The organism is Halomonas sp. AOP25-F1-15 (assembly GCF_052378675.1).
GTDB lineage: Bacteria > Pseudomonadota > Gammaproteobacteria > Pseudomonadales > Halomonadaceae > Vreelandella > Vreelandella casei.
Genome location: NZ_JBQSXV010000005.1, coordinates 1 through 23,871 on the forward strand (window position 1 = coordinate 1; position 23,871 = coordinate 23,871).

Consider the following 23,871-nt stretch of genomic DNA (forward strand, 5'->3'; position numbering starts at 1 on the left):
TAAGCTGGATGGCGTGAGCAAAGTGCGCGTAGCCGACAATGCGGTCTACGCCCACCAGCTAGCCGAGCCCATGGGCGCGCTGCTGGTTGAGCTGGCCGATGATTACAGCCACGTTCTCGCCAGCGCCTCCACTACCGGCAAAAACGTACTGCCCCGTTTAGCGGCATTGAAGGACGTTAGCCAGCTTTCTGACATTATTGTCGTCGAAAGCGCTGACACCTTCAAGCGCCCGATTTATGCCGGCAATGCGATTGCCACGGTGAAAAGTGACGATGCGCTGAAAGTCATCACTGTACGCACCACCGGCTTTGATGCCGTGGGCGAAGGTAACAACGCCTCTGTGGAAGCAGTCGATACGGTGGTTGAAAACAGCCAGTCCCGCTTTGTCAAAGAAGCGCTGGCCCAGTCAGACCGGCCCGAGCTAGGCGGCGCCAAGGTGGTGATCTCCGGCGGTCGCGGCATGGGCAATGGCGAGAACTTCAAGCTGCTCGACGGCATTGCTGACAAGCTGGGCGCGGCCATTGGCGCCTCTCGCGCCGCGGTTGACGCAGGCTTTGTGCCTAATGACATGCAGGTCGGGCAAACGGGCAAGATCGTCGCACCGGACTTGTACATTGCCGTGGGTATTTCTGGCGCGATTCAGCACCTGGCGGGCATGAAAGACTCTAAAGTGATCGTCGCGATCAACAAAGATGACGAAGCGCCGATCTTTCAAGTGGCCGATTACGGCCTGGTCGGTGATCTGTTCGAGATTCTGCCTGAGTTTGAAAGCAAGCTGTAGGTGCTAAGATAAAGAGTAAGAAAAACCACTTCGGTGGTTGAAAATCTGCGGGCTGACCGCATATCAGTAGTGTAAGCAACGAAAGCCACTCAAGGAGATGATGATATGGCACATACATTACCCGAACTGCCGTACGCATATGACGCTCTCGAACCAAACATCGATGCGATGACGATGGAAATTCATCACTCTCGTCACCATCAAACCTACATCACTAACCTGAATGCCGCGCTAGAAGGCACAGGTCTTGAAGATGTTCCCGTTGAAGAGCTGGTTGCTAATCTGGATCGCGTTCCAGAAGCCAAGCGCCAAGCGGTTATCAACAATGGCGGCGGCCATGCCAACCACTCTATGTTTTGGCAGATGCTGTCGACTAACGCTGGTGGTAAGCCGCAGGGCGATGTTGCTAAAGCAATCGACGCTGAACTGGGTGGCTTAGAAGCTTTCCAGGAAGAGTTCAAGAAAGCGGCGGTTGGTCGTTTTGGCAGCGGCTGGGCGTGGTTGTCTCTGACGCCCGAGAAGAAGCTGGTAGTGGAAAACACGTTGAACCAGGATAGCCCGCTGATGCACGGCAACACGCCGCTGCTCGTTCTGGATGTTTGGGAACACGCCTACTATCTGAAATACCAAAATAAGCGTCCTGACTACATTGCCGCGTTTTTTAACGTTGTGAATTGGGAAGACGTTGAGCGTCGCTACCAAGCAGCGATTAGCTGATAGTGCAGTGATTTACTAGCGACGTTTGCTCGTAAAGCTGTGAAAAACCGTCCACTTTTTAGTGGGCGGTTTTTTCGTTATGGGGCGCAGAGTTAGCGCTGAATTGTCAATACAACTAAAAATAAAAATACCACATGTGCTTGAATTGATTTTTAAGTAGTCTATATATAGTATCCATGGTGCCTTTGAGAGGGGAGAGGCGCTACATGTGCTCTATCCTAAAAATGCCGCTTTGAACAGGGGAATATCCATGGAAATTCAGATTTATAGCAAGCCTGCGTGTGTGCAATGTACGGCTACATATCGCGCGCTTGATAAGCAGGGCCTTGAGTATAAGGTTATCGATATTACTGCGGAGTCTGGTGCGCAAGAAGAAGTCGAAGCGCTTGGCTATCGCCAGCTTCCTGTCGTCGTTGTAGGTGAAGATCACTGGTCGGGTTTCCGTCCTGATCGTATTCAAGCACTGGCCTAGATTAGATCATTGTCATGCTGGTAAATTGCTCAGAAATATCGGTAGCCGGCACGTTGGTTTATTTCTCTACCAAGTCAGGTAATACCCATCGTTTTGTAGAAAAGCTTGGTTTCGCCGCAACGCGGCTGCCGCTGAATAGAGATGAGCCTGCTGTACGCATCGACCAGCCCTTTATTCTAATTACGCCTACCTATGGTGGCGGCGGGGCGCAGGGCGCGGTGCCAAAGCAGGTCATTCATTTTCTCAACGATGTACATAACCGCCACCTCCTGCGGGGGGTGATCGCAGCGGGAAATACTAATTTTGGCGATGCGTATGGTCTAGCTGGCCGTATTATTGCGAAAAAGTGTAGCGTCCCTCTGCTGTATCGGTTCGAACTTTTTGGCACCGACGATGACGTCGCCAATGTCCGCAAAGGAGTAGTAGAGTTTTGGAAACGACAAGCGTAGCCACAAAAAAATCAGTCACACAAAACGGGGCAGAAGCAAAGCGGCCAGCGGCGGCTTCTGAGACGCGTACTCTGGATTATCATGCGCTTAATGCCATGCTCAATCTGTACGGTGCCGATGGCGAACTGCAGCTAAGCAAAGACCGCGAGGCGGCGAGGCAGTATTTTTTACAGCACGTCAATCAGAATACGGTGTTCTTCCACTCGCTGGAAGAAAAGCTCGATTACTTGGTTGAAGAGCAGTATTACGAAGCCGAAATGCTTGCGCAGTACAGCTTTGCTTTTGTAAAAGCGCTGTTTGAACAGGCCTATGCGTACAAATTTCGCTTTCCCAGCTTTTTGGGCGCCTTTAAGTATTACACCAGCTATACCCTGAAGACGTTTGACGGCAAGCGCTACTTAGAGCGCTACGAAGACCGTGTCTGCATGGTGGCGTTGACGCTTGCACGCGGTGAAGAGGCGCTGGCTAAGTCGCTAGTGGATGAAATTATCAGCGGACGTTTTCAGCCCGCTACGCCTACCTTTTTGAACTGCGGTAAGCAGCAGCGTGGCGAGCTAGTATCGTGCTTCTTGCTGCGTATTGAAGACAATATGGAGTCGATTGGCCGGGCGATTAACTCCGCGCTGCAGCTCTCTAAGCGCGGCGGTGGTGTGGCCTTTTTGCTGACCAATATTCGTGAGTCTGGCGCGCCCATTAAGCGTATAGAAAACCAGTCGTCGGGCATCATTCCGATTATGAAGTTGCTGGAGGACGCCTTTTCCTACGCTAATCAGCTAGGCGCCCGTCAGGGGGCTGGGGCGGTGTATCTTAATGCCCACCACCCGGATATCCTGCGCTTCTTGGATACCAAGCGGGAAAACGCCGACGAGAAAATTCGCATCAAAACGCTGTCGTTGGGCGTAACGATTCCGGATATTACTTTTGAACTCGCCAAGCGCAACGACGACATGTATTTGTTCTCGCCCTACGATGTAGAGCGTGTTTACGGCGTGCCGTTTGGTGATATCAGCGTCACCGAGAAGTATCACGAAATGGTGGCGGATGCGCGTATTCGCAAGCACAAAATTAATGCGCGAGCGTTTTTCCAAGTGCTGGCTGAACTGCAGTTTGAGTCGGGCTATCCGTATATTATGTTTGAAGACACGGTCAACCGGGCTAACCCGATAGCTGGCCGTATCAATATGAGTAACCTTTGCTCTGAGATTCTTCAGGTTAATACGCCCACCGAATATGACGAAGACCTTGGCTACCGCCATGTGGGTCAAGACATCTCGTGTAATCTGGGCTCGATGAATATCGCCAAAGTAATGGACGCAGGCGATATCGGTACCAGCGTAGAAATCGCTATCCGTGGCCTCACGGCCGTGTCGGAAATGAGCAATCTACGCAGCGTACCTTCTATTGCTGAAGGCAATGCGCAGTCGCGGGCGATAGGCTTGGGTCAAATGAACCTGCACGGCTATCTGGCGCGGGAGCATATTTATTACGGCTCTGATGAAGGCTTGGATTTTACCAACCTGTATTTCTACTGCGTGGCTTTCCATGCCATCCGCGCATCTAATCGCTTAGCCATTGAGCACAGCGGCACTTTTGCAGGCTTTGCAGACTCTACCTACGCTTCTGGCACCTTCTTCGATAAATATACCGATCAAGCGTGGCTACCGCGTACTGATAAAGTGCGTGAGCTGTTTGAGAAAAGCGGGATTGCCTTGCCGAGTCAGCAGGATTGGCAGGAGCTGAAAACATCGGTCATGGCACACGGTTTGTATAACCGTAACTTGCAGGCCGTGCCGCCTACCGGGTCGATCTCTTACATCAATAACTCTACCTCCAGTATTCATCCGGTGGCGGCGAGAATTGAGATTCGTAAAGAGGGTAAGCTTGGCCGTGTTTATTATCCGGCGCCTTTCCTGAATGAAGCTAATTTTGACTATTTCCAGGACGCCTATGAAATTGGTCCGGAAAAAATCATTGATACCTACGCCGAAGCTTCGCAGCACGTTGATCAAGGCCTATCGCTGACGCTGTTCTTCCCGGATACCGCCAGTACGCGCGACATCAATAAAGCGCAGATTTACGCCTGGCGTAAAGGCATCAAAACCCTTTACTACATTCGTCTGCGTCAGAGTGCATTAGAAGGCACCGAAGTGGAAGGCTGTGTTTCGTGCACGCTGTAACCAGCAAAGCGCTTTGCGCCCCGTGTCTATTATTGAACGCTACGTTTTGCTAACCGAGCTTTGAGAGCAATGTCATGAACACCATGCAACGTTTGTCGCGGGTTGACGCGATCAACTGGAACCGGCTTCAGGATGATAAAGACCTGGAAGTCTGGAATCGCTTAACCAGCAATTTCTGGCTGCCCGAAAAGGTGCCGCTTTCTAACGATATCCAGTCGTGGAATACGCTGACTCAGCAAGAGAAACAGCTGACAATTCGGGTGTTTACCGGCCTTACGCTGCTAGATACCATTCAAAGCAGCATTGGTGCACCGGTGCTGATGGAAGACGCGCGTACGCCTCACGAAGAGGCGGTTTATACCAACATCGCCTTTATGGAGTCGGTGCATGCGCGCTCCTACAGCTCTATTTTCTCTACGCTTTGCGCCACGCGCGATGTTGATGATGCGTTCCGGTGGAGTGAAGAGAACCCTACGCTGCAGGCGAAATCTCAGTTGATCCTAGAGCGCTACCGCTCCGATGATCCGCTGATGCGTAAAGTGGCCAGCGTTTTCCTTGAGTCGTTTTTGTTCTACTCCGGTTTTTATCTGCCGATGTATTGGTCAAGCCATGCCAAGCTGACCAATACCGCTGACCTGATTCGTTTGATCATTCGTGATGAAGCGGTTCACGGCTACTACATCGGCTACAAGTTCCAGCAGGCATTGGCTGAAGCGACACCGGCACGACAGCAAGAGGTGAAAGATTACGCCTATGAGCTGTTGCTGGAACTGTACGATAACGAAGTGCGCTACACCGAGTCGCTGTATGACGAGGTAGGCTTGAGTGAAGATGTTAAAAAATTCCTTCATTACAACGCCAACAAAGCGCTGATGAACCTAGGGTTTGAGCCACTGTTTCCCAGCAGTGTCACTGATGTTGACCCTACTATTATGGCCGCGCTGTCACCCAATGCCGATGAGAATCACGATTTCTTCTCAGGCTCAGGCTCTTCCTACGTGATTGGTAAAGCCGTCGCCACTGAAGACGACGACTGGGCGTTTTAATCGCGCACGCTGAAAGCTAGGTTAGGCTTGCGAGACTATTATTGAAGGCGGTAACTCATCAGAGTTGCCGCTTTTTTTTATGCAAATGTTGAGCGTAAAATCGGCTAATTGTTAATGATAAATATTGTCATTAATTCTATTGGTGGTAGGCTATGCAGCGTAAGAGATGAACGCAAATCGTTCTAATACCTAATTAGTTTCTAGTCGGGCGGCAGCAGTTGCCCGCTACTCAGTGACGGAGAGTCGACGTGCTGAACAGGCCTTTCTTTGCTTTGCGTGGATGTTGGCTAGCGGGGGTGCTGGCCAGCAGCGCGCTAATGGCAAGTGATCAAGCAGTGGCTCAAGCGGCCCAAAGTGTACAAGCCCAGCAAACCCAGGCAGCTCTCCAAGAGCAGATAGATGCCGCTGATGAGCAAACGCGCTCTCAGCTAGAAGAGTTGCGTCGTTTAGAGCGTGAAAGCCAACAGTTAACGATTGATAATGCCTCCTTGGCCGGACGTTTAGCCTCAGAAGCCGAGCGTCAGCAGCGCCTTGCTACCGCGTTAGATACCCTTGAAGAAACCCGTGCAGCGCTTCCCGTGATTGAACAAAATATGTCCGAGCAGCTAAGCCAGTGGATCGAAAGTGATCTGCCATTTCTACGCGATGAGCGCCTGGCGCGCGCTGAGCGCCAGCAAGATGAGCAGGGCGCGGATACCATTGAACGTATTGGCGGGCTGCTTGAAGCGTGGCGCGTTGAGCTTAACTACGGGCGCGAAATCGACAGCTGGCGCGGCCGTTTGCAACAAGATGGGCGTGAGCGGGAAGTGGACTTCTTGCGTATTGGGCGTATCGGCTTTTACTACCTGACACCGGATGGGCGTGAAGGTGGCGTTTGGAATGCAGAAGACGCCGCATGGCAGGCCCTGGATGATTCCTACCTGCGCGAAGTGCGCAACGGGCTGCGCATGGCGGAAGACCAGCGTGCCCCTGACCTATTAACCTTGCCGCTCTCGATCAGTGCCAGTGAACCGCGGGGAGAGCAGCCATGAGCCGTTTTTGCTTAATTACTGATTACCTATCGACGCATCGTTTAGCTCTTCATCGGTTATCTCTTCACAGACTATCACTTCGCCGAGTTGGCTATGCTTGCGCTTTAGTGGGGCTGGTAGCGGTCAGCGACGTTTCAATGGCGCAGACTGATAGCACTACCTCGCTGCGCGAGGCCCGCGAGGCCGCCGAAACGCGTGATCAGCAGCGGCTAATGGGCTTTATAGACGATCAGCAGGCATTAGCGTCTGCGCTGGAGCAGGCGCGTGCTGAGAATGAGGATGCTCAGCAGCAGTACGAAGCGCTACAGACGCAGCAGGCAGAACAGGCGCAACAGGCCAGTGAGTTAACTGAGCGTCAGTCTGAACAGGGTGAGGCAATGTCCGGCTTGTTGGCGAGTCTTGCTCAGCACAGTGCGGATGTTCGCAATGAGCTAGGCGGTGATAGCCTTCTGGCAATAAGTGAAGAGGCACTGCCGCCGCGCTTGGATAATGTGGAAGTGTTGGAGCGCCACCAGTTAGAAAACGTGGTGGACCGGCTAGCCGCATTGACCGCCAGTACTGGGCGCGCGGAGCGTCTTGAGCTAGCGGTGGCGGACGCGAATGGCGACATAGCGCCTCAAACCGTTGTGCGGCTGGGCGACTTTGCTATTTTTAGCGAGTCTGAATTGCTCCAGCGCAGCGAGGGAGACGGCGGTTTGGCGGTGTTGCCTCGTACCCCACGGCAAATTGGTGCGCTATTGCCTGCTTATTTTCAGGATGAGAGCCGTGTGTTTGCCGTTGACCCAACCCAGGGCAGCGTGCTGCAAGCTCTCGCTCAGCAGCCCAGCTTATGGGAGCGTTTTCAGCAGGGCGGCTATGTGGGATATGTCGTTGTAGTGCTTGGTATTATTGGTCTCGTGGTTGGCTTAGGGCAGTACGCGTACCTGGTGCTAGTGAGCATCCGGGTGCATCGTCAGCGCCAATCGCTAAGCCAGCTGCAAACCAATAATCCGCTAGGGCGTGTACTGCTGCGCTTTGAGGGTATGGATAAGCATCAAACCTCAGAGGCATTAGAAGCACGCTTAGACGAAGCGGTGTTGGCTGAACTGCCGAAGCTTGAACGAAGCCAGCCCATGGTTAAGCTGCTAGCGGCTATTGCACCGTTACTCGGTTTGCTGGGTACCGTGACCGGTATGATTGTGACCTTCCAGGCGATTACCGTTTTTGGTACCGGTGACCCTCAGTTAATGGCAGGTGGGATTAGCCAAGCGCTAGTTACCACCGTGCTTGGCCTCATTACGGCGGTGCCGCTGCTCTTTGTGCAGACCGCGCTTGCTGGCCGTAGCCGCTATTTAACGCACGTGATCGAAGGGCAGGCGAGTGCGACATTGGCCGACCACCTTGAGACTCACGCGCCCGCTCATACGGTGACTTAACATGTCCTCTCTTCCTCTATGGCTCGAACCCGTTGAGCGCTTGGTGGAAGCTGGCGGCGCTGTATTAGTGGTGCTAGCGGTGGTGGCCGTACTGGTTTTTGCCATGGCCATGGAGCGCTGGTGGTATTACCGCATCACTTGGCGCGTGGCCCGGCGTCAGCTACTGCATCGCTGGGCCGCTCGCAGTGACCACACCAGTTGGAGCGCGCGGACATTGCGCCAAGTGTGGGCCGAAGCATTGGTAGCCAAACTGCGCAAACCGCTGCCATGGCTGAAGCTGCTGGTGGCGCTATGCCCCTTATTGGGTCTGCTGGGTACGGTGACAGGCATGATCAGTGTGTTTGATAGCCTATCGCTAAGTGAAACCCATCAGGCTCGCGCTATGGCGGATGGCGTGGCGCGAGCCACGCTGCCCACGCTGACCGGTATGGCCATTGCGGTGGTAGGGCTATTGTTTATTAGCCGCTTAGAACACGTTATTCGTCGTGAAGACCAGCGGCTGCATGATCGCTTGGCTCGGGCGTTGGAGGAAAGTGATGCGTAGACGCCGTTCTATAGATAACAATGCGGAGAGCAATGAGGTCAACCTCACTCCGATGCTTGATGTCGTGTTTATTATGCTGATTTTCTTTATCGTCACCACGAGCTTTGTCAAAGAGAGCGGTGTCGAGATTGAACGTCCTGAGTCCAGTGCTGCCAGCCCACGCCCGGATGCTCAGGTGCTGGTGGCTATTTCGCCTGAGGGTGCGGTCTGGGTCGACGGTAGCCCTGTCGACGTGCACCGGATTGGTCAGCAGGTTGCCGGTATGTTGAGTAAAGATGGCTCTGTCGTTATCCAGGCAGACCGCGCGTCCACCACCGGGCTATTGATTGAAGTCATGGACCGTTTGCGTGAGGCGGGAGTCGACCAGGTGGCGGTGGCAGCGAGTCGGAGCAGGCCATGATGCGGCAAGGGCTGTCGTTATTAGGTGGCGCGGTATTGGCGGTAGGCTTGTTTTGGCTGCTGGCGCAATTAGTGACCCCGCCGGAGCGCACGCCAGAAAAGATAACCATGAGCATGGCCATGAATATGGTGGAAATGCCTGACGTCGCGCCTGAGCAAGAAGCCCCGGCACCGCAACCCGCCGAGGCTGCACCGCAGCAGGCGCCGCCTCCCATGCCTACACCCGAGCCACCGCCAGTATCAGACAGCGCGATTAGCATGCCTGAAATTGAACTGCCGGATGAGCCTGTCGAGCCGGTTGAGATGGACAGTGAACTACCTGAGTTGACCGAAGTTACGCCGGAGCCGACGCCTGCGCCAACGCCACGGCCTGAGCCGGCACCTGCGGAGCCCGCGCCTACTCAGCGGGAAGCTGCACCTAGTGCCTCGGAAGCAGCGCCCGCCGAACGTGAAGCCGCGCCACAGGCTGAGCCTGCGCCCTCTAATGAGCCCGTGAGCGTTGGTCAGGCCACGCCGACTAGCCGGGTTAACCCCAGCTATCCATCGCGTGCGCAGCGTCGGGGCATGGAAGGTTTTGTAGAAGTGGCCTTTATGATTCGTCGTGATGGCAGCGTTGACGCCTCTTCTATACGCGTCACTAACGCGCAGCCGCGCCGAGTGTTTGAAGAGGCTGCGCAGCAAGCTATTGCCCAGTGGCAATTTGAACCCAGCGATCAGTTGCGCAATGCCACCCAGCGGATCGAGTTTGAGTTGAGGTAGCGCTATGAAACGTCTGATGTCTATTGTATTACTCAGCGTCTGGTCTGCCGGAGCGCTTGCAAGCCCTGCGCTGAAGGGCGATGTTATTGCTGATCTCACTGGATTGCAGCGCCAGTTGCAGCAAGGTCTCTTAAGTGACGTTGTCGAGCGGGCGACGTCGCAGGCGGAGCGATTAGCCGGCGGTAATCAGTCAGACCGCTGGGCTAGCGCGCTCTATCAGCAGCTTGCAGCCGGTGCATTGATGCGCCAGGACCAGCCAGGTGAGGCGGCCGATAGGCTGGCCATTGCCCGCGGATTAAATGGCGTTGATAGCGAGCAGGCGGCACAGTGGCTACGAGAAGAAGCGTCATTGCGTCGCGCTGCCGGTCAGCGTGACCAGGCAATTGAACTGCTTAGTGAGTGGTTGGCCAATCATCAAGACGGCGATGCTAGCTGGCAGCTAACCCGATTGCTTGCCCAGCAAGAGCGCTGGGATGAAGCTGCTGGCTGGCTTGAGACAGCGCTGGAACAAACATCACAACCTAGTGACGCTCAGCACACCTTAATGCTGGCCGTTTATCGAAACGCAGGGCGGGGTGAGCAGGCGTTGAGCCGTTTGCTGGATGGTTTGGATGCTCAAAGCGAAGCCGCTCAATGGCGAGAGGCGGCTGGGCTAGCTCAGCAGGCGGGGCAGGCGAACGTTGCCGCTGGCCTATGGGACATGGCATGGCAGCTGGGTAAGCTAACGCAGCCTGAGGATCGCTGGTTGTTAATTCAGCTGCATCTTGCGGGAGGGACGCCTGCCCGGGCGGCAGAGTATCTTGAGCAAGCGCTGAGTGAAGGCGCTATTGTCCGTGAGGAATCAACGTTGCGCCTGCTGGCCAGCGCTTGGCAGCAGGCAAAGCATGTTGAAAATGCGCTGAATGCCTGGCAGGCCTTAGCGCTACATACCGAGTCCGCCGCTGATTGGCGTGCCTATGGCCAGTTAGCTTACGCCTGGGGTGACGATCAGCAGGCGAAGCAGGCGTTCACTCGAGCGTCAGCGTTAGGCGACGATGAAGCCGAGCAGTGGCTAGCCAGTTTTAGCTAAGCTTTGAGCGTTAGGTTAAAATCGCTCCAAATCGGCGCATGATCAGAAGGGCGCTCAATGCCTCTCAGGTCATAGTCAATGCCTGACTCAGTGGTGCATTCGGCCAGTGGCTTGGTGACCAAGATGTAATCAATGCGCAGGCCGCGCTTGGGATCTTGATCAAACGCTTTGGAGCGGTAGTCAAACCAGCTGAAGCGATTGTCGATATGGGGGTAGCAAAGACGATAGCTATCGGTTAATCCCCAGGCTTTAATGCCAGAGAGCCACTCACGCTCAATCGGTTGGAAGCTGGCTTTGCCTTCGCGTAGCCAGCGCTTGCGATTAGCTTCACCAATGCCGATATCCTGGTCTTCGGGCGAAATGTTGAAGTCGCCCATCACTGCTAGCCGCTCGTCAGGTCGATGCTGTTCGTTAAGCAATCTGGCGAGCTGGCCATAAAAGCGTTCTTTATGCGGAAACTTGGTGGGATGCGTAACGTTTTCACCCTGAGGGAAGTAGCCATTCCAGATCGTTACGGGGTCACCATCGTCAGCTAGCAGGCGCACGCCAATCATGCGGCGCTGTGCGTCTTCTTCATCATCAGGAAAGCCGTAAAACACGTCTTGCGGCGCTTGGCGGCACATTAGGGCAACGCCATAATGTCCCTTTTGACCGTGATAAAAAACGTGATAGCCCATAGCTTCTACGTCTGCGAGCGGGAATTCGCTGTCTTGTACTTTGATTTCCTGCAGGCCAATCACATCAGGCTGCTGGGTATCGATCAGTGCCTGTAACTGGTGAAGGCGCGCACGAATGCCGTTGATGTTGAACGAAACCAAGCGCATTACGAGTCGCTTCCTTTAGGGCTGTCAGGCTTGTCAGGATGAATAGCAATGGTTTGGCCGCTTTGCTGGCGGGCGAGCTTTTTCACCGCTTGCAGCTTGCGCTGCTGCTGCTTTTTGGCTACAAAACGCACCGAGGAAACCACTTGATCAGGATTGTCGTGGCGCCATTTTTTGTAATCTTTGCGCCGTCCGGTACGTATAGTAACCTTGTCGGCCAGTGAGCGAGTTTTTTTCTTACGCGTCATGTCGCGCTCCTTACGTCGATTTGACGGCTATTCTAACAGGCCTTGGGCCTCCTTCGACAGCAGGACGCGCTCTTATCGCCAAGCCCTGGTACAATGCGCACTTCTTAATGCCTAACCTCCACAGCAATGGACAGATAGACAGCCTATGAGCGAGTCGGAACAGACCACAGCACCGGCCCAGAACCGCAAGCCAAAACGCCGCCGTCGGAAGCCGCGTCGTCGCCAGTCGAGCTGGGATCTTCGTCAGTTTCAGGTGCCTGCCGTGGCCGGCAAGTGGCGCTTTCATGACTTTGATCTGCCGCTACCACTGATGCGCGCTATTCATGCCCAAGGGTTTGAATACTGCACACCTATTCAAGCTGAGGCCCTGCGCCAGACGCTTTTAGGTGGCGACATTGTCGGCAAAGCGCAAACGGGAACCGGTAAAACAGCCGCCTTTTTGATCTCAGTCATGAGCTACTTCCTAGAAGAGCCCACGCCCGATGGTCAAAAGCCGGGTGCACCACGCGCGCTGATCATTGCGCCTACCCGCGAGCTAGCGCTGCAGATTGAAAAAGATGCCAAAGCCTTAGCACGCTTTACGCAGCTCAATGTGGCCAGCGTCGTCGGCGGTATGGACTATCAGAAGCAGCGTGAGAGCCTGGGTAGCAAAATCGATATTCTGGTGGCAACGCCAGGGCGCTTGCTGGACTTCCACCAAAAGCGTGATATTGATCTCAGTGAAGTCGAAGTACTGGTGCTAGATGAAGCCGACCGTATGTTGTCGATGGGCTTTATTCCTGATGTGAAGCGGATTATTCGCTACACGCCGAAAACAGAAGAGCGCCAAACGTTTCTGTTCTCGGCTACCTTTACCGACGACATTCTCAATCTTGCCAGCCAGTGGACGCTTGATCCTGCCCACGTCGAAATAGCAGTGACGGTTGAAAACCAGGCAGATATAGATCAGCGCGTTTACTTGGTGTCAGATGATGACAAGCAACGCTTGCTGGTTAATTTGCTACAGCAGGAAAGCTTTGAGCGCGTCATGGTCTTCGGTAACCGCCGTGATTTGGTGCGTAAGCTGAATGATCTGCTCAGCAAAGCCGGCGTTAGCGTGGCGATGCTGTCGGGCGATGTGCCGCAAAATCAGCGTATCAAAACGCTGGAAAGCTTTCGTGAAGGCGAAATTCAGGTATTGGTCGCAACCGATGTGGCCGGCCGTGGGATTCATATTGAAGATGTAAGCCACGTCATCAATTACACCCTGCCTGAAGATCCTGAAGACTACGTGCATCGTATTGGACGCACCGGGCGTGCAGGTGCGAAGGGCGTCTCGATTAGCTTTGTCGGTGAGGAAGATGCGTTTTCACTGCCGGAAATCGAGCAGTACATCAACGACAAGCTGCCCTGCGTACATCCGCCGGAAGGTATGCTCTAAACCGCATGCTTGATACAGCCCTAAAAGGCGAGATTCAAGACGCGTATCGTCGCGTGGTGGAAAGCCTTGGGCTAACCCCACGCTACGGGCAGCGCATGATGATCGCCGAAATTGCCCGCACCCTCGGTAATATCGAAAGTGATAGCGAGGGTAAACGGACTAACGATACCCACGTCTGCGTGCTGGAAGCGGGTACCGGTACGGGGAAGACGCTGGCCTATTTGATTGCCGCGCTACCGATTGCTAAGGCGCGAGGCAAGCGACTAATTGTATCGACCGCAACGGTCGCCCTCCAAGAGCAGGTGCTCAACCAGGACTTACCTTCGTTGGCTAGCCATAGCGGCATTGCCTTTCGCTACGCATTAGCGAAAGGGCGAGGTCGCTATGTTTGCGTGGCACGTTTGGATCAAGAACTGGAAGGTACTGACCCCAACCCAACGCTTTCGCTTTTTGAGCAGTCGTTGCAAACACAAAGTAGCGATTTTAGCGTACTCGCTAGCGATATGGCGCAGGCATACGGCCAGGGGGAGTGGGAAGGCGATCGTGATAATTGGCCGGCGGCCATTGACGATGCGCATTGGCGCCGCTTAACGGTCGATCATCGCCAGTGCACGGGCCGGCGCTGCGGGCATTTTGGTGCCTGCGCGTTTTTTCGTTCGCGGCGTGAGCTTGAAAATGCCGACGTCATCGTTGCCAACCACGATCTTGTGCTAGCTGATTTAGCGCTGGGGGGCGGTGCTATTTTGCCCGATCCGGCAGACTGCATTTTCGTGTTTGATGAAGGCCACCATCTGCCTGAGAAGGCGCTTTCCCACTTTGCGCATCGTTTTGCGGTGCACGGCTGTTTGCGCTGGTTGAAGACGTTAAGAACCAGCCTGACTGACTTGCATCAGGGGTTGGCCGTTCAACCCACCGTCGCCCGGCTTTTGACAAGCTTGCCTGAGTTGATTCATAACCTTGAGCCTACGCTGGGTGACGTATTTAGCGTGGGCCATCAGCTGGCGGGGCGGCCGAATGGGTTAGCCGATGAAGAGGCGACTCATCAACTGCGATTTGAGAAGGGGCAGATTCCGGATGCGCTGCGCGAGCAGGCCCAGCAGCTGCTGGTTATGTTTGCCTCGCTGTCGCGCTGTCTTGAAAGTATCAGCGATATTTTGCGTGAAAGCCTGGATCCTGATAAGCAAACCGGCTTAGATCGCGAGCAGGCCGAAACGTGGCTGCCTCTAGTGGCGCTACTTCATGGGCGGGCTTTGGAGGCTCACGCATTGTGGCAGGCATTTAGCGAGCAGGATGCGGCTAATGAGGCGCCAAGCGCTCGCTGGATTACCCTTAGCCGTGTAGTAGGAGAGCCGGAAATTGAGTTTTCGGCCAGCCCCGTGTCGGCTGCCCATACCCTGGCTAAGCATTTGTGGGGCCGCTGTCACGGCGCGGTAGTGACCTCGGCGACGTTGACGGCGCTAGGTCGCTTTGAGCGCCTGCAAGAGCGCGCGGGTCTGGCTAATCGCTATCGTTATCAGGCATTGCCTAGCCCGTTTGACTATGCCAATGCCGTGTTGCGAGTGCCGAAAGAGGCGACTGATCCTAGCGATAGGGAGGCTCACGAGAGAGCCATCGTCAGCTTTGTCTCTCAGCTGGCCGACAAAGAGGCTGCGCTGGTGCTGTTTTCTTCTCGTGCGCAGCTGCGCGCAGTCGATAAAGCATTGCCTGTTAGCGTTAAAGCTCGCGTATTGGCGCAGGATTCACTGCCCAAACGTGAGCTGATCGAAAGGCATCGTGCAGCGGTTGATAAGGGCGATGGCAGCATTATTTTTGGCTTGGCTAGTTTTGCTGAAGGTATCGATCTGCCGGGCGATTATCTAACTCATGTGGTCATTACGCGCTTGCCGTTTGCGGTGCCCGATGACCCGGTGGGCGCCACCTTAGCAGAGTGGATAGAGAGCCAGGGCGGTAATGCCTTTATGCGCATTAGCGTGCCCGATGCGTCTATAAAACTGGTTCAGGCCTGTGGGCGATTGATTCGTAAAGAAAGCGATCGCGGCACGATTACCTTGCTAGATAAACGTGTAATTACCCGCCGTTACGGGCAAGCCTTGCTGGACGCACTGCCGCCTTTTCGGCGTGAAATTGTCCAATAAAGTACCGCCGTGATGAGATCTCTGAGGGGTTTTCTTAGAAAGGCTTTTTAGGGGCAGCTGTTCAGGTAGGCGTGTTTGGAGCAGGGCTGTTAAAAAACACAAATCCCCGCCGTGGCGGGGATTAAACGTTTTTTCTTAATGAGCGCTTACTTGATTAGTAAGACTTACTGGCCAATGCGCTTAGACAGTGGAACGGTGAGTTTATCGTTCATGCGGTTGAAAGCTTCTACCGTGGTGTCCCAGTCGATACATGCATCGGTAATGGATACGCCATACTGAAGCTGGCTGAGGTCTTCAGTTAGTTTCTGATTGCCCCAGCCAATATTAGATTCAATCATCAGCCCAATAATGGAAGTGTTACCTTCCAAAATTTGGTTAGTGACGTTTTCTAATACTAGTGGCTGTAGCGCCGCATCTTTATTGGAGTTGGCGTGAGAGCAGTCAATCATGATGTTGGGTGAGAGCTTGGCTTTTTTCAGCTCTTTCTCTGCGAGTGCCACGCTTACGCTGTCGTAGTTGGGCTTGCCGTTACCGCCACGCAGGACTACATGGCCGTAGGCATTGCCGCGCGTACGAATGATGGCTACTTGGCCGGCCTGGTTAATGCCCAAGAAATTGTGCGGGCTGGCAACAGACTCAAGCGCGTTAATAGCGACATCGAGGCTGCCGTCTGTACCGTTTTTGAACCCGACGGGGCAAGAAAGGCCAGACGCCATTTCGCGGTGAGTCTGGGACTCGGTGGTGCGTGCACCAATGGCTGACCAGCTGATGCAGTCTTGCATGTACTGCGGCGAAATTGGGTCCAGCGCTTCGGTGGCCAAAGGTAGGCCCATTTCGGCAAGATCGACCAGCAGCTTGCGCGCGATGTGCAGGCCCTCATCGATCTCAAAAGAGTCGTTGAGATGCGGATCATTAATAAGGCCTTTCCAGCCCACCGTTGTGCGCGGCTTCTCGAAGTATACGCGCATGACTATATACAGGGTGTCGCTGACTTGATCGGCCAATGTGCGTAGGCGACGAGCGTAATCCAGCGCAGCATCGACATCGTGAATTGAACATGGGCCGACAACGACCAGCAGTCGCGGGTCGTTGCCATCTAGGATATTCTGGATGGTTTGGCGACCCTCAATGACGGTGCGCTCTGCCGCAGCGGTGAGCGGTACTGCATTCTTGAGGGCTTCTGGTGTGGTGAGTACGTCTTGAGCGAGGACGTTAAGGTTATTAACCTGTTGTTCTGACATCTTGCTACCTGTGCTTGCGTAATGGCTGAAAAAAGTGAGGGGCGATAAAAGTGGCGCCTACTATCGCTTGCTGAGCAGGTAAAAATCAATTGCTGTGGAACTATCGGTAGTCGAAAAGTGTCAGCCACAAGGTTTTTATGTATTCAGATTAAGCGCTTGATGCGCCGCACAGAACGCGTAACACTGGCGCCACTTTGTTATAAAATGTAGCGGCTCAACGCGCTTAGGTTGTTAAAAAACTTAGGTTGTTAAAAACTTAGCTTGTTAAAAAAATATAGCTTTATCATAGAATGTGGCAACAGGTGTGGACGATACGTTCGCCGTTTACTTTCACTTATTATTAATCAATGCCCAAGGGACGCTATGCTGCTTGCTGTGAACGCCCACTGGTTAGGGCTAATAGGAATGGGGCTCGGCGCATGCCGTACGAGCTTGAGGAGCGTGTGAATGAGCACTCGGGAAACAGACCAACAGCTTGTTGAACGTGCTCAAAAAGGTGATACGCGCGCTTTCGATCTGCTGGTAAAAAAATACCAGCATAAAATTATTGGTTTAATTAGCCGCTACGTACACGATCACTCTGAAGTTCAGGATGTAGCGCAGGAGGCATTTATTAAGGCGTACCGCGCCTTAGGCAAGTTTCGCGCGGAAAGTGCTTTTTATACGTGGATGTATCGGATTGCGATCAATACGGCGAAAAACTATTTAGTTTCGCGGGGGCGTCGGCCGCCCGGTAGCGATTTAGATATTGTTGATGCTGAGATTATCGATCAAAGCGGGCGATTAGCAGACTCTGAATCGCCAGAAGCCGCCATTGCCAGGGACCAGTTAGAGGCGGCGGTCTACCAGGCAATCGCTAACCTGCCCGATGACCTGCGTACGGCTATTACCTTGCGCGAGTTAGATGGCCTTGCCTATGAAGATATAGCGCAGGTGATGCAGTGCCCGGTAGGCACCGTGCGTTCGCGTATTTTTCGTGCTCGCGAAGCAGTCGACGAACATATTCGTCCGCTTGTTTCCACGGCACGGAACAGCCGCGATGAATGATGGTCAGAAGTAACAAGCAATATGGCTGGCAAGGAATGCCTTCACAAGAATTAGCTTTTACTTTTTTGTGAACTGTCTGGGAAATGACGCGTCATAGAGCTGACTGCCTTGATTAGTAGGCACTGTCTTAATTGGCAAACGCCTTAATTGGCAAGCGCCTTAATTGACAAAAGTCTTACTTGGCAAAAGATTGAAATGATGGGCCTTAAGCAGCAGTTGTTAAGACTTGTTTTGGCCAGTGAAGTCGTCGGGGCGATAGCGCGTTTAACTCGCAAGCGTTGCCTCAGTACTTCTTTTAAACAGTGTGAGGGTGTGAAGTATGAGTCAAAACACACGGGAATCACTTTCGGTGTTAATGGATGGCGAGAGTGATGAGCTTGAGCTACGCCGAGTGTTGAAAGCACTGCCTAATGATGACGGTGCCGCAGAGACATGGAGGCGTTACCATTTAGCACGCAGCATGATGCAGCGTGAAAGAGGGGTTGATGTAAGCCTTGACCTTTCTGCTGGCATTATGGCCCGATTGCGCGACGAGTCCGCTCCTTCCATGGATATTGAAGAGCGTGTTGCTACGCGTAGCGGTGGGATCTCCTTCGCCCGCGGTGCGGGTGTTGCGGCCGCCGTATCGCTAATGGTGATCTCTGGCGTACAGTTCTTTGGCAACGGTTTGTCTGAGAGCCAGGGTGGTGGCGGTATTGCCGCATCATCTAATGCGACTAGCCAGGTACAGCCAGTCAATTTAGCCGCCCAGCCTGCTATGGCATCAAATGCTGATATGCCTATGTTTGAGCCTACGCCTTTTCGAATTAGTGGCCAGTCAGCTCAGAGCGGCCTGATGAATGTTAGTGAAGCAGGCTTCTCTGCCCAGTCATCTCAGGGTATTAGCGCCTCGCAAGGGACTAATATTAACGTTGATCAGATCGGCATGCTGCAATCCTATTTAGAGCAACATACTCAAAGTGCTGCTTATGGAAGTGGCGACAGCTGGATGCCGCTCATGCGCTCTTCAGCGGTAACTGAGCCGCTGGGCCAGCGTTAATTATCTGCCATCACTCGGTGGAGTACTGTTAGGTGAGTAGAGCGTGCTAAGAAATAGAGCGTTCAACGTGTTAATACCCTCCCGAGCAGGGCATGCATGGGTACTGGCACTGTCAGTCGGTATGTTTTCGCTTCAGGCAAATGCGCAAAGCGATGACAAGGCTAATTCTGGCTATGAGTGTGCGGACACCTTGGTTTCGACACCCAGTACCGGCGCGGAATGGTTAGAGCGCGGCTTGTGGGCTAGCCACTGCTATGCTTTTCAGGCAAGAGCCGTGGCTATAGATGCTATCAATGTGCGTACACTGGCACTTTCGCACCGCATTCAAGACGGCATACGTCAGCAGGTGGTGCAGTATTTGGATGGCCCCTCAGTCAGCATTGAGCGGCGTTCGCCGGTAGGTAGGCTAGCGTGGACCGAAGACAGTGGCAGTGGTGGGTTTCCTTCCCCAGCTAGGTGGGCAGCCCATCTTGAAGAATATTATCAGATTGATCTTGAGGAAGATGCGCGTGTCGCTGGTCGAGACGCCGTAAAACTAATTTTTGAGCCTCTTGATCAATGGCGTTTTGCTCACGAGTGGTGGTTAGATCGTGAGACAGGGCTGCTGCTCAAGCACGTGCTTATTGATCAGCAGGGTCGCATTATTGAGACCTTCCAAATTACTCAGCTTCAATCGCCTGAGCAGTACACCGGAAATATCCGCATAGACTCTCCGAAGGTTGCGCTCAGTACATCATGGCGTACGACTTGGTTGCCCGAAGGTTTTGTGGGCCAGCCGGTTGCATTCTCTGGCAACGACGTTCAGCAGCGTGTTTATAGCGACGGTTTAGCCACCGTGAGTATTTTTGTCGAACCTCTTGAGGAAGATGAAGCTGACGGCTTGCGCGAAGGTGTGCAACAGGTGGGCGTATCTGCCGTGGCTATTGAGCATTACACCACCGACGAGGGGCGCTGGCAGTTGATTGCCATTGGTGAAATGCCGGTCACTACCCTCCAGCGAATTGCTCGCTCAATTACTTTTGATCAAGATGCTGAAGAAGAGAGCGGTCGTGCAGATCCTTAGCGATTCAATAGGGGCCGCGTGGTGACGGAAACTACCTGCGCCTCTTTGCTGCGTGTGGCCAAGATAGTTGCCCATGCTAATGACGGACTTGTTGTTGAGGTGGTCGCTCAGGAAGGCTGCGAGCAGTGCGCTAAGGGCCGAGGCTGTGGGGTAGGGCTGCTGGCCCGTCAGCGTAGCCGGCAATTAGTCGTTGCGCTTCCGTGTGCAGCTTCAATCGATACCGACCAGTCAGTTGAACAGTGCTACCCATTAGGCCAACAGGTCACCATAAGCCTGCCGCGAACCTCTGTTACGCTGCTGGCTTTTTTTGTATATGCACTCCCCTTAATGGCGGCACTCTTGTTGGCTGGCTTAGTCCCGCTAATCAGCACTGCTCAGTGGCTTGCGCCACTGGTGTTTTTTGCGGGCCTAATCGTGGGTGCTATTAGTATGAAAGTATTATTGCGTGAGCGAAGTGAACGCTTTCGCCCTCGCTTGGTCTGTTAGTTCTCCCGCACCTCGCTACGAGTTGCACGGCCTTTGATGATTATTACGTTCAGTAGGAGCTCTTGCATGAAGCGCTTGATTCTCCCTTCCACGCTCTGGGTATGCATGGTGGCATTGCTAACGGCTGGGCAGGCTGCTAATGCCCAAAGCCTGCCGGATTTCACCGAACTCGTTGAAGCCGCCGCGCCAGGTGTGGTGAATATCTCGACAAGCCGAACGATCCAGCGAAGCAGTTCGCCTGGATATGAAGGGTTTGGTGGCCAGGAAATTCCGGAGATTTTCCGACATTTTTTTGGAGAGAGCTTTGGTGGTAACCGGCCATCGCCCCCAGATGGCGGGCAGGGGCATAGCGAAGAGCGCCAGTCTTTAGGCTCGGGGTTTGTCATTAGTGATGACGGCTATGTCATGACAAACGCCCATGTCGTTCAGGATGCTGATGAAATATTGGTGCGCCTAAACGACCGCCGTGAGCTGAATGCCGAGCTGATTGGCTCTGACCCACAAACTGACGTGGCGTTATTGAAGATTGATGCAGCCGATCTGCCGACACTGACCCTGGGCAACTCCGACAAGCTGAAGGTAGGTGAGTGGGTTGCTGCCATTGGCTCGCCCTTTGGCTTTGATCACTCGGTCACTGCAGGCATCGTTAGTGCGATTAATCGCACCTTGCCAAGCGATGCATATGTGCCCTTTATTCAGACGGATGTCGCGATAAATCCCGGTAATTCAGGGGGGCCGCTGTTTAACTTAAGCGGTGAAGTGGTGGGTATTAACTCGCAAATTTTTACCCGCAGCGGTGGCTTTATGGGTGTCTCGTTTGCGATTCCCATCAACGTGGCGATGGATGTGGTCGATCAGCTGCGTGAAAGTGGCCGGGTAGATCGAGGCTGGCTGGGCGTAATGATTCAGCCTGTCTCCCGCGATTTAGCAGAATCTTTCGGCATGGAAAACGCTATTGGCGCCTTGATTGCCGATCTCGATCCTGAAGGTCCTGCTGCGCAGGGTGGCTTGCAAGCGGGCGATGTGATTATTGAGGTCAATGGCGAAGAGGTCGAACGCTCCAGTTCATTGCCACGCCTGATTGGCCGTGGGGAGCCTGGTTCAGAGGTAGCGTTAACCTTGATTCGCGACGGTGAAGAAATTTCTCAGTCCGTTGAGCTGGGCAATTGGCCAGATACTGAGGGGCAATCTGACCAGGCCGATAGTAATAATCAGGTACGCCTTGGCGTAACGGTGGCAGAAGTTGGTGAAGAGGCGCGCGAGCAGCTAAATATTTCTGGCGGTGTAGAAGTTCGCCAGGTTGAGCCTGACAGCGTCGCTGCTGGTGCCGGCATCCGCCCCGGTGATGTGCTGGTGAGTGTTGATCATCGCAGCGTGTCCTCATCGGACGAGCTGATGAAAATTGTCGAAGGATTGCCTTCTGATCGCGCCATTCCAATACGTCTATTCCGCGAAGGCCGCTCGCTGTTCGTCGCGTTACGCCTGGAATAAGCACCTTTTTTTCACACCTAGTCCGGCGGTTCTCGCCGGACTGCTGTTCCTATCCTGCGCATATCGCTACAATGGCGATTATCTTTTTGTCGAAAATAGCCTTTATGAAAAAAATGGCAGCTGTTTTCGAGCTTTGAATTCTCGAAGCGGCCTGCAATTGAGGCCGCTTGCGTACCACTAAGGCAGAACAGAATCGATGTCCCAAGACGTTCCCAACGGAAAACTCAAGCACATACGTAATTTCTCCATCATCGCGCATATTGATCATGGTAAATCGACGCTCTCTGACCGTCTTATTCAGACCTGTGACGGCTTAACCGCCCGAGAGCTTAAAGAGCAAGTGCTTGATTCCATGGACATCGAGCGCGAGCGCGGTATTACAATCAAAGCGCAGTCGGTCACGCTGGATTACACCGCAAGCGATGGGCAAGTTTACCAGCTGAATTTTATCGATACGCCGGGCCACGTCGATTTCTCCTACGAAGTATCCCGTTCGCTTTATGCTTGCGAGGGCGCGCTATTAGTCGTTGATGCCGCACAGGGCGTGGAAGCTCAGTCGGTCGCTAACTGCTATACCGCCATTGAACAAGGGCTAGAAGTACTGCCAGTGCTGAATAAGATCGATCTGCCCCAGGCTGATCCTGATCGTGTGGCGCAAGAGATTGAAGAAATTATCGGTCTGGATGCGACCGATGCCTGTCAGGTATCAGCTAAAAGCGGTATTGGTATTGATGCACTTTTAGAGCGTCTGGTGCGCGATATTCCGCCGCCCAAAGGTGATCCAGATGCGCCGCTGCAAGCGCTGATTATCGACTCCTGGTTTGATAACTATCTAGGCGTTGTATCGCTGGTGCGGCTATTTGATGGCACGCTGCGCAAAGGCGATAAGCTCCGCATTAAATCGACAGGCCGCGACTGGAACGCCACGGAGGTGGGTGTGTTTACGCCCATGCGTAAGCAGACGGATATTCTGCGTGCCGGTGAAGTCGGCTTTGTTGTGGCCGGTATCAAAGAGATTCACGGCGCGCCCGTGGGCGACACCATTACCCACACTAAAACGCCCGACGTTGAACGGTTGCCCGGTTTTCAGAAAGTTAAGCCGCAGGTTTACGCCGGCATGTTCCCGGTGAGTGCGGATGATTACGAAGACTTTCGTGACGCCCTTGAGAAGCTGGCACTTAACGATGCCTCGCTTGCCTATGTGCCTGAAAACTCCGATGCATTGGGTTTTGGTTTCCGGGTGGGCTTTCTGGGCACGCTGCACATGGAAATCGTTCAGGAGCGGCTTGAGCGTGAGTATGATATTGATCTGCTCACCACCGCGCCGACCGTTGTCTATGAGCTGGCGATGAAAAATGGCGACCTTAACTACGTCTCCAACCCGTCTAAATTGCCAGATATGGCCGATGTTGATGAAATGCGCGAACCGGTAGTGCGCGCTAATATTTTGGTTCCTCAGGAGTATGTTGGCAACGTCATTACGGAATGCGAACAGCGCCGTGGTACTCAGCTAGACATGCAGTTTCTGGGTAATCAAATTCAGCTGGCCTACGAATTGCCCATGTCGGAAGTGGTCATGGACTTCTTCGACCGCTTAAAGTCGATCTCCAAAGGCTATGCATCGCTTGAATATAACTTCGAGCGCTTTGAAGAGGCCAAGTTGGTGCGCCTTGATGTGCTTATTAATGGCGATAAAGTAGATGCGCTAGCGGTCATTATCCACCGCGATCACGCCCATCATCGCGGTCGTCTGCTGGTGGAGAAGATGAAAGAGCTGATCCCACGGCAGATGTTTGACGTAGCTATTCAGGCCGCTATCGGTGGCCAGGTCGTGGCACGTTCAACGGTAAAAGCGCTGCGTAAAAACGTAACGGCTAAGTGTTATGGCGGCGATGTTAGCCGTAAGAAGAAACTGCTCGAGAAACAGAAAGCGGGTAAGAAACGCATGAAACAGGTAGGGCGTGTGGAAATCCCTCAGGATGCCTTCCTTGCTGTGCTCAAGGTTAACGACTAGGAAAGAA

23 protein-coding genes are annotated in these 23,871 nt (G+C 53.7%); 20 read left to right on the forward strand and 3 right to left on the reverse strand.

Annotated features, from left to right (window positions below):
* The 12 genes from ACT3TF_RS10565 to ACT3TF_RS10620 all read left to right on the forward strand — a co-directional run.
* Positions 1-781, forward strand: a 781-nt coding sequence (locus ACT3TF_RS10565; RefSeq protein WP_444672199.1) for an electron transfer flavoprotein subunit alpha/FixB family protein, incomplete at its 5' end; no start/stop codon positions are given.
* A gap of 105 nt (positions 782-886) precedes the next feature.
* Positions 887-1,498 carry a superoxide dismutase gene (locus tag ACT3TF_RS10570; protein WP_193062642.1) on the forward strand — a complete coding sequence of 204 codons (612 nt, stop codon included), beginning with the start codon at positions 887-889 and terminating at the stop codon, positions 1,496-1,498.
* A 250-nt stretch (positions 1,499-1,748) separates the two neighbouring features.
* Positions 1,749-1,970 (forward strand): glutaredoxin-like protein NrdH, encoded by a 222-nt coding sequence (nrdH, locus tag ACT3TF_RS10575; RefSeq protein ID WP_096280553.1) that lies wholly within the window; start codon positions 1,749-1,751, stop codon positions 1,968-1,970.
* A 14-nt stretch (positions 1,971-1,984) separates the two neighbouring features.
* Positions 1,985-2,419: a class Ib ribonucleoside-diphosphate reductase assembly flavoprotein NrdI gene (gene nrdI, locus ACT3TF_RS10580; RefSeq protein WP_193062644.1), complete on the forward strand. Its 435-nt coding sequence runs from the start codon at positions 1,985-1,987 to the stop codon at positions 2,417-2,419.
* Positions 2,401-4,596, forward strand: a complete 2,196-nt coding sequence (nrdE, locus tag ACT3TF_RS10585; protein ID WP_193062646.1) for a class 1b ribonucleoside-diphosphate reductase subunit alpha — start codon at positions 2,401-2,403, stop codon at positions 4,594-4,596. The genes nrdI and nrdE overlap by 19 nt, the downstream gene beginning before the upstream one ends.
* Before the next feature lie 74 nt (positions 4,597-4,670).
* Complete coding sequence (nrdF, locus tag ACT3TF_RS10590; RefSeq protein ID WP_096280544.1) at positions 4,671-5,642, forward strand: class 1b ribonucleoside-diphosphate reductase subunit beta; 972 nt, start codon at positions 4,671-4,673, stop codon at positions 5,640-5,642.
* Positions 5,643-5,890: 248 nt separating this feature from the next.
* Positions 5,891-6,673: a DUF3450 domain-containing protein gene (locus tag ACT3TF_RS10595; RefSeq protein WP_096280540.1), complete on the forward strand. Its 783-nt coding sequence runs from the start codon at positions 5,891-5,893 to the stop codon at positions 6,671-6,673.
* Positions 6,674-6,810: 137 nt separating this feature from the next.
* Complete coding sequence (locus ACT3TF_RS10600; protein ID WP_444672278.1) at positions 6,811-8,088, forward strand: MotA/TolQ/ExbB proton channel family protein; 1,278 nt, start codon at positions 6,811-6,813, stop codon at positions 8,086-8,088.
* Position 8,089: 1 nt separating this feature from the next.
* Positions 8,090-8,632 carry a MotA/TolQ/ExbB proton channel family protein gene (locus tag ACT3TF_RS10605; protein WP_096280534.1) on the forward strand — a complete coding sequence of 181 codons (543 nt, stop codon included), beginning with the start codon at positions 8,090-8,092 and terminating at the stop codon, positions 8,630-8,632.
* The gene (locus ACT3TF_RS10610; protein WP_193062654.1) at positions 8,625-9,032 is read left to right on the forward strand and encodes an ExbD/TolR family protein; all 408 of its coding nucleotides are present in this window, start codon (positions 8,625-8,627) and stop codon (positions 9,030-9,032) included. The genes ACT3TF_RS10605 and ACT3TF_RS10610 overlap by 8 nt, the downstream gene beginning before the upstream one ends.
* Positions 9,029-9,790: a TonB family protein gene (locus ACT3TF_RS10615; RefSeq protein ID WP_193062656.1), complete on the forward strand. Its 762-nt coding sequence runs from the start codon at positions 9,029-9,031 to the stop codon at positions 9,788-9,790. Before ACT3TF_RS10610 ends, ACT3TF_RS10615 begins: the two co-directional genes overlap by 4 nt.
* Positions 9,791-9,794: 4 nt before the next feature.
* Positions 9,795-10,859 (forward strand): hypothetical protein, encoded by a 1,065-nt coding sequence (locus tag ACT3TF_RS10620; RefSeq protein WP_444672200.1) that lies wholly within the window; start codon positions 9,795-9,797, stop codon positions 10,857-10,859.
* Here the strand turns inward: ACT3TF_RS10620 and xthA are convergent.
* Positions 10,856-11,683, reverse strand: coding sequence for an exodeoxyribonuclease III (gene xthA / locus ACT3TF_RS10625; RefSeq protein ID WP_193062660.1), 828 nt, complete (start codon positions 11,681-11,683; stop codon positions 10,856-10,858). The genes ACT3TF_RS10620 and xthA overlap by 4 nt on opposite strands.
* Positions 11,683-11,928 carry a hypothetical protein gene (locus ACT3TF_RS10630; RefSeq protein ID WP_096280520.1) on the reverse strand — a complete coding sequence of 82 codons (246 nt, stop codon included), beginning with the start codon at positions 11,926-11,928 and terminating at the stop codon, positions 11,683-11,685. Before ACT3TF_RS10630 ends, xthA begins: the two co-directional genes overlap by 1 nt.
* Positions 11,929-12,073: 145 nt before the next feature.
* On the opposite strand from ACT3TF_RS10630, the gene rhlB reads away from it, so the two are divergent.
* Positions 12,074-13,348 carry an ATP-dependent RNA helicase RhlB gene (gene rhlB, locus ACT3TF_RS10635; protein WP_096280517.1) on the forward strand — a complete coding sequence of 425 codons (1,275 nt, stop codon included), beginning with the start codon at positions 12,074-12,076 and terminating at the stop codon, positions 13,346-13,348.
* Positions 13,349-13,353: 5 nt separating this feature from the next.
* Entirely contained in the window at positions 13,354-15,483 is a 2,130-nt protein-coding gene (gene dinG, locus ACT3TF_RS10640) for an ATP-dependent DNA helicase DinG (RefSeq protein WP_193062664.1), read from the forward strand.
* A gap of 164 nt (positions 15,484-15,647) precedes the next feature.
* Here the strand turns inward: dinG and ACT3TF_RS10645 are convergent, their stop codons facing one another.
* Positions 15,648-16,724 (reverse strand): 3-deoxy-7-phosphoheptulonate synthase, encoded by a 1,077-nt coding sequence (locus tag ACT3TF_RS10645; RefSeq protein ID WP_444672202.1) that lies wholly within the window; start codon positions 16,722-16,724, stop codon positions 15,648-15,650.
* Positions 16,725-17,171: 447 nt separating this feature from the next.
* On the opposite strand from ACT3TF_RS10645, the gene rpoE reads away from it, so the two are divergent.
* The 6 genes from rpoE to lepA all read left to right on the forward strand — a co-directional run bounded on the left by rpoE (position 17,172) and on the right by lepA (position 23,864).
* Positions 17,172-17,771, forward strand: coding sequence for an RNA polymerase sigma factor RpoE (gene rpoE, locus ACT3TF_RS10650; RefSeq protein ID WP_193062668.1), 600 nt, complete (start codon positions 17,172-17,174; stop codon positions 17,769-17,771).
* A gap of 319 nt (positions 17,772-18,090) precedes the next feature.
* Positions 18,091-18,810: a sigma-E factor negative regulatory protein gene (locus ACT3TF_RS10655; protein ID WP_193062670.1), complete on the forward strand. Its 720-nt coding sequence runs from the start codon at positions 18,091-18,093 to the stop codon at positions 18,808-18,810.
* Between the two features lie 67 nt (positions 18,811-18,877).
* On the forward strand, positions 18,878-19,873 hold the full coding sequence (locus ACT3TF_RS10660; protein ID WP_319022215.1) for a MucB/RseB C-terminal domain-containing protein: 996 nt from the start codon (positions 18,878-18,880) through the stop codon (positions 19,871-19,873).
* 21 nt (positions 19,874-19,894) lie between these two features.
* Positions 19,895-20,359, forward strand: coding sequence for a SoxR reducing system RseC family protein (locus ACT3TF_RS10665; RefSeq protein ID WP_319022216.1), 465 nt, complete (start codon positions 19,895-19,897; stop codon positions 20,357-20,359).
* A gap of 66 nt (positions 20,360-20,425) precedes the next feature.
* Entirely contained in the window at positions 20,426-21,850 is a 1,425-nt protein-coding gene (locus tag ACT3TF_RS10670; protein ID WP_441686669.1) for a DegQ family serine endoprotease, read from the forward strand.
* Positions 21,851-22,046: 196 nt separating this feature from the next.
* Positions 22,047-23,864: a translation elongation factor 4 gene (lepA, locus tag ACT3TF_RS10675; RefSeq protein ID WP_193062675.1), complete on the forward strand. Its 1,818-nt coding sequence runs from the start codon at positions 22,047-22,049 to the stop codon at positions 23,862-23,864.
* Positions 23,865-23,871 lie beyond the last annotated feature (7 nt).

Coding starts and splice junctions, on each gene's coding strand:
- ACT3TF_RS10570 (WP_193062642.1), top strand. CDS start 887: ATGGCACATACATTACCCGAACTGCCGTACGCATATGACGCTCTCGAA.
- nrdH (WP_096280553.1), top strand. CDS start 1,749: ATGGAAATTCAGATTTATAGCAAGCCTGCGTGTGTGCAATGTACGGCT.
- nrdI (WP_193062644.1), top strand. CDS start 1,985: ATGCTGGTAAATTGCTCAGAAATATCGGTAGCCGGCACGTTGGTTTAT.
- nrdF (WP_096280544.1), top strand. CDS start 4,671: ATGAACACCATGCAACGTTTGTCGCGGGTTGACGCGATCAACTGGAAC.
- ACT3TF_RS10600 (WP_444672278.1), top strand. CDS start 6,811: ATGGCGCAGACTGATAGCACTACCTCGCTGCGCGAGGCCCGCGAGGCC.
- ACT3TF_RS10605 (WP_096280534.1), top strand. CDS start 8,090: ATGTCCTCTCTTCCTCTATGGCTCGAACCCGTTGAGCGCTTGGTGGAA.
- ACT3TF_RS10610 (WP_193062654.1), top strand. CDS start 8,625: ATGCGTAGACGCCGTTCTATAGATAACAATGCGGAGAGCAATGAGGTC.
- ACT3TF_RS10615 (WP_193062656.1), top strand. CDS start 9,029: ATGATGCGGCAAGGGCTGTCGTTATTAGGTGGCGCGGTATTGGCGGTA.
- ACT3TF_RS10620 (WP_444672200.1), top strand. CDS start 9,795: ATGAAACGTCTGATGTCTATTGTATTACTCAGCGTCTGGTCTGCCGGA.
- xthA (WP_193062660.1), bottom strand. CDS start 11,683: ATGCGCTTGGTTTCGTTCAACATCAACGGCATTCGTGCGCGCCTTCAC.
- ACT3TF_RS10630 (WP_096280520.1), bottom strand. CDS start 11,928: ATGACGCGTAAGAAAAAAACTCGCTCACTGGCCGACAAGGTTACTATA.
- rhlB (WP_096280517.1), top strand. CDS start 12,074: ATGAGCGAGTCGGAACAGACCACAGCACCGGCCCAGAACCGCAAGCCA.
- dinG (WP_193062664.1), top strand. CDS start 13,354: ATGCTTGATACAGCCCTAAAAGGCGAGATTCAAGACGCGTATCGTCGC.
- ACT3TF_RS10645 (WP_444672202.1), bottom strand. CDS start 16,724: ATGTCAGAACAACAGGTTAATAACCTTAACGTCCTCGCTCAAGACGTA.
- rpoE (WP_193062668.1), top strand. CDS start 17,172: ATGAGCACTCGGGAAACAGACCAACAGCTTGTTGAACGTGCTCAAAAA.
- ACT3TF_RS10655 (WP_193062670.1), top strand. CDS start 18,091: ATGAGTCAAAACACACGGGAATCACTTTCGGTGTTAATGGATGGCGAG.
- ACT3TF_RS10670 (WP_441686669.1), top strand. CDS start 20,426: ATGAAGCGCTTGATTCTCCCTTCCACGCTCTGGGTATGCATGGTGGCA.
- lepA (WP_193062675.1), top strand. CDS start 22,047: ATGTCCCAAGACGTTCCCAACGGAAAACTCAAGCACATACGTAATTTC.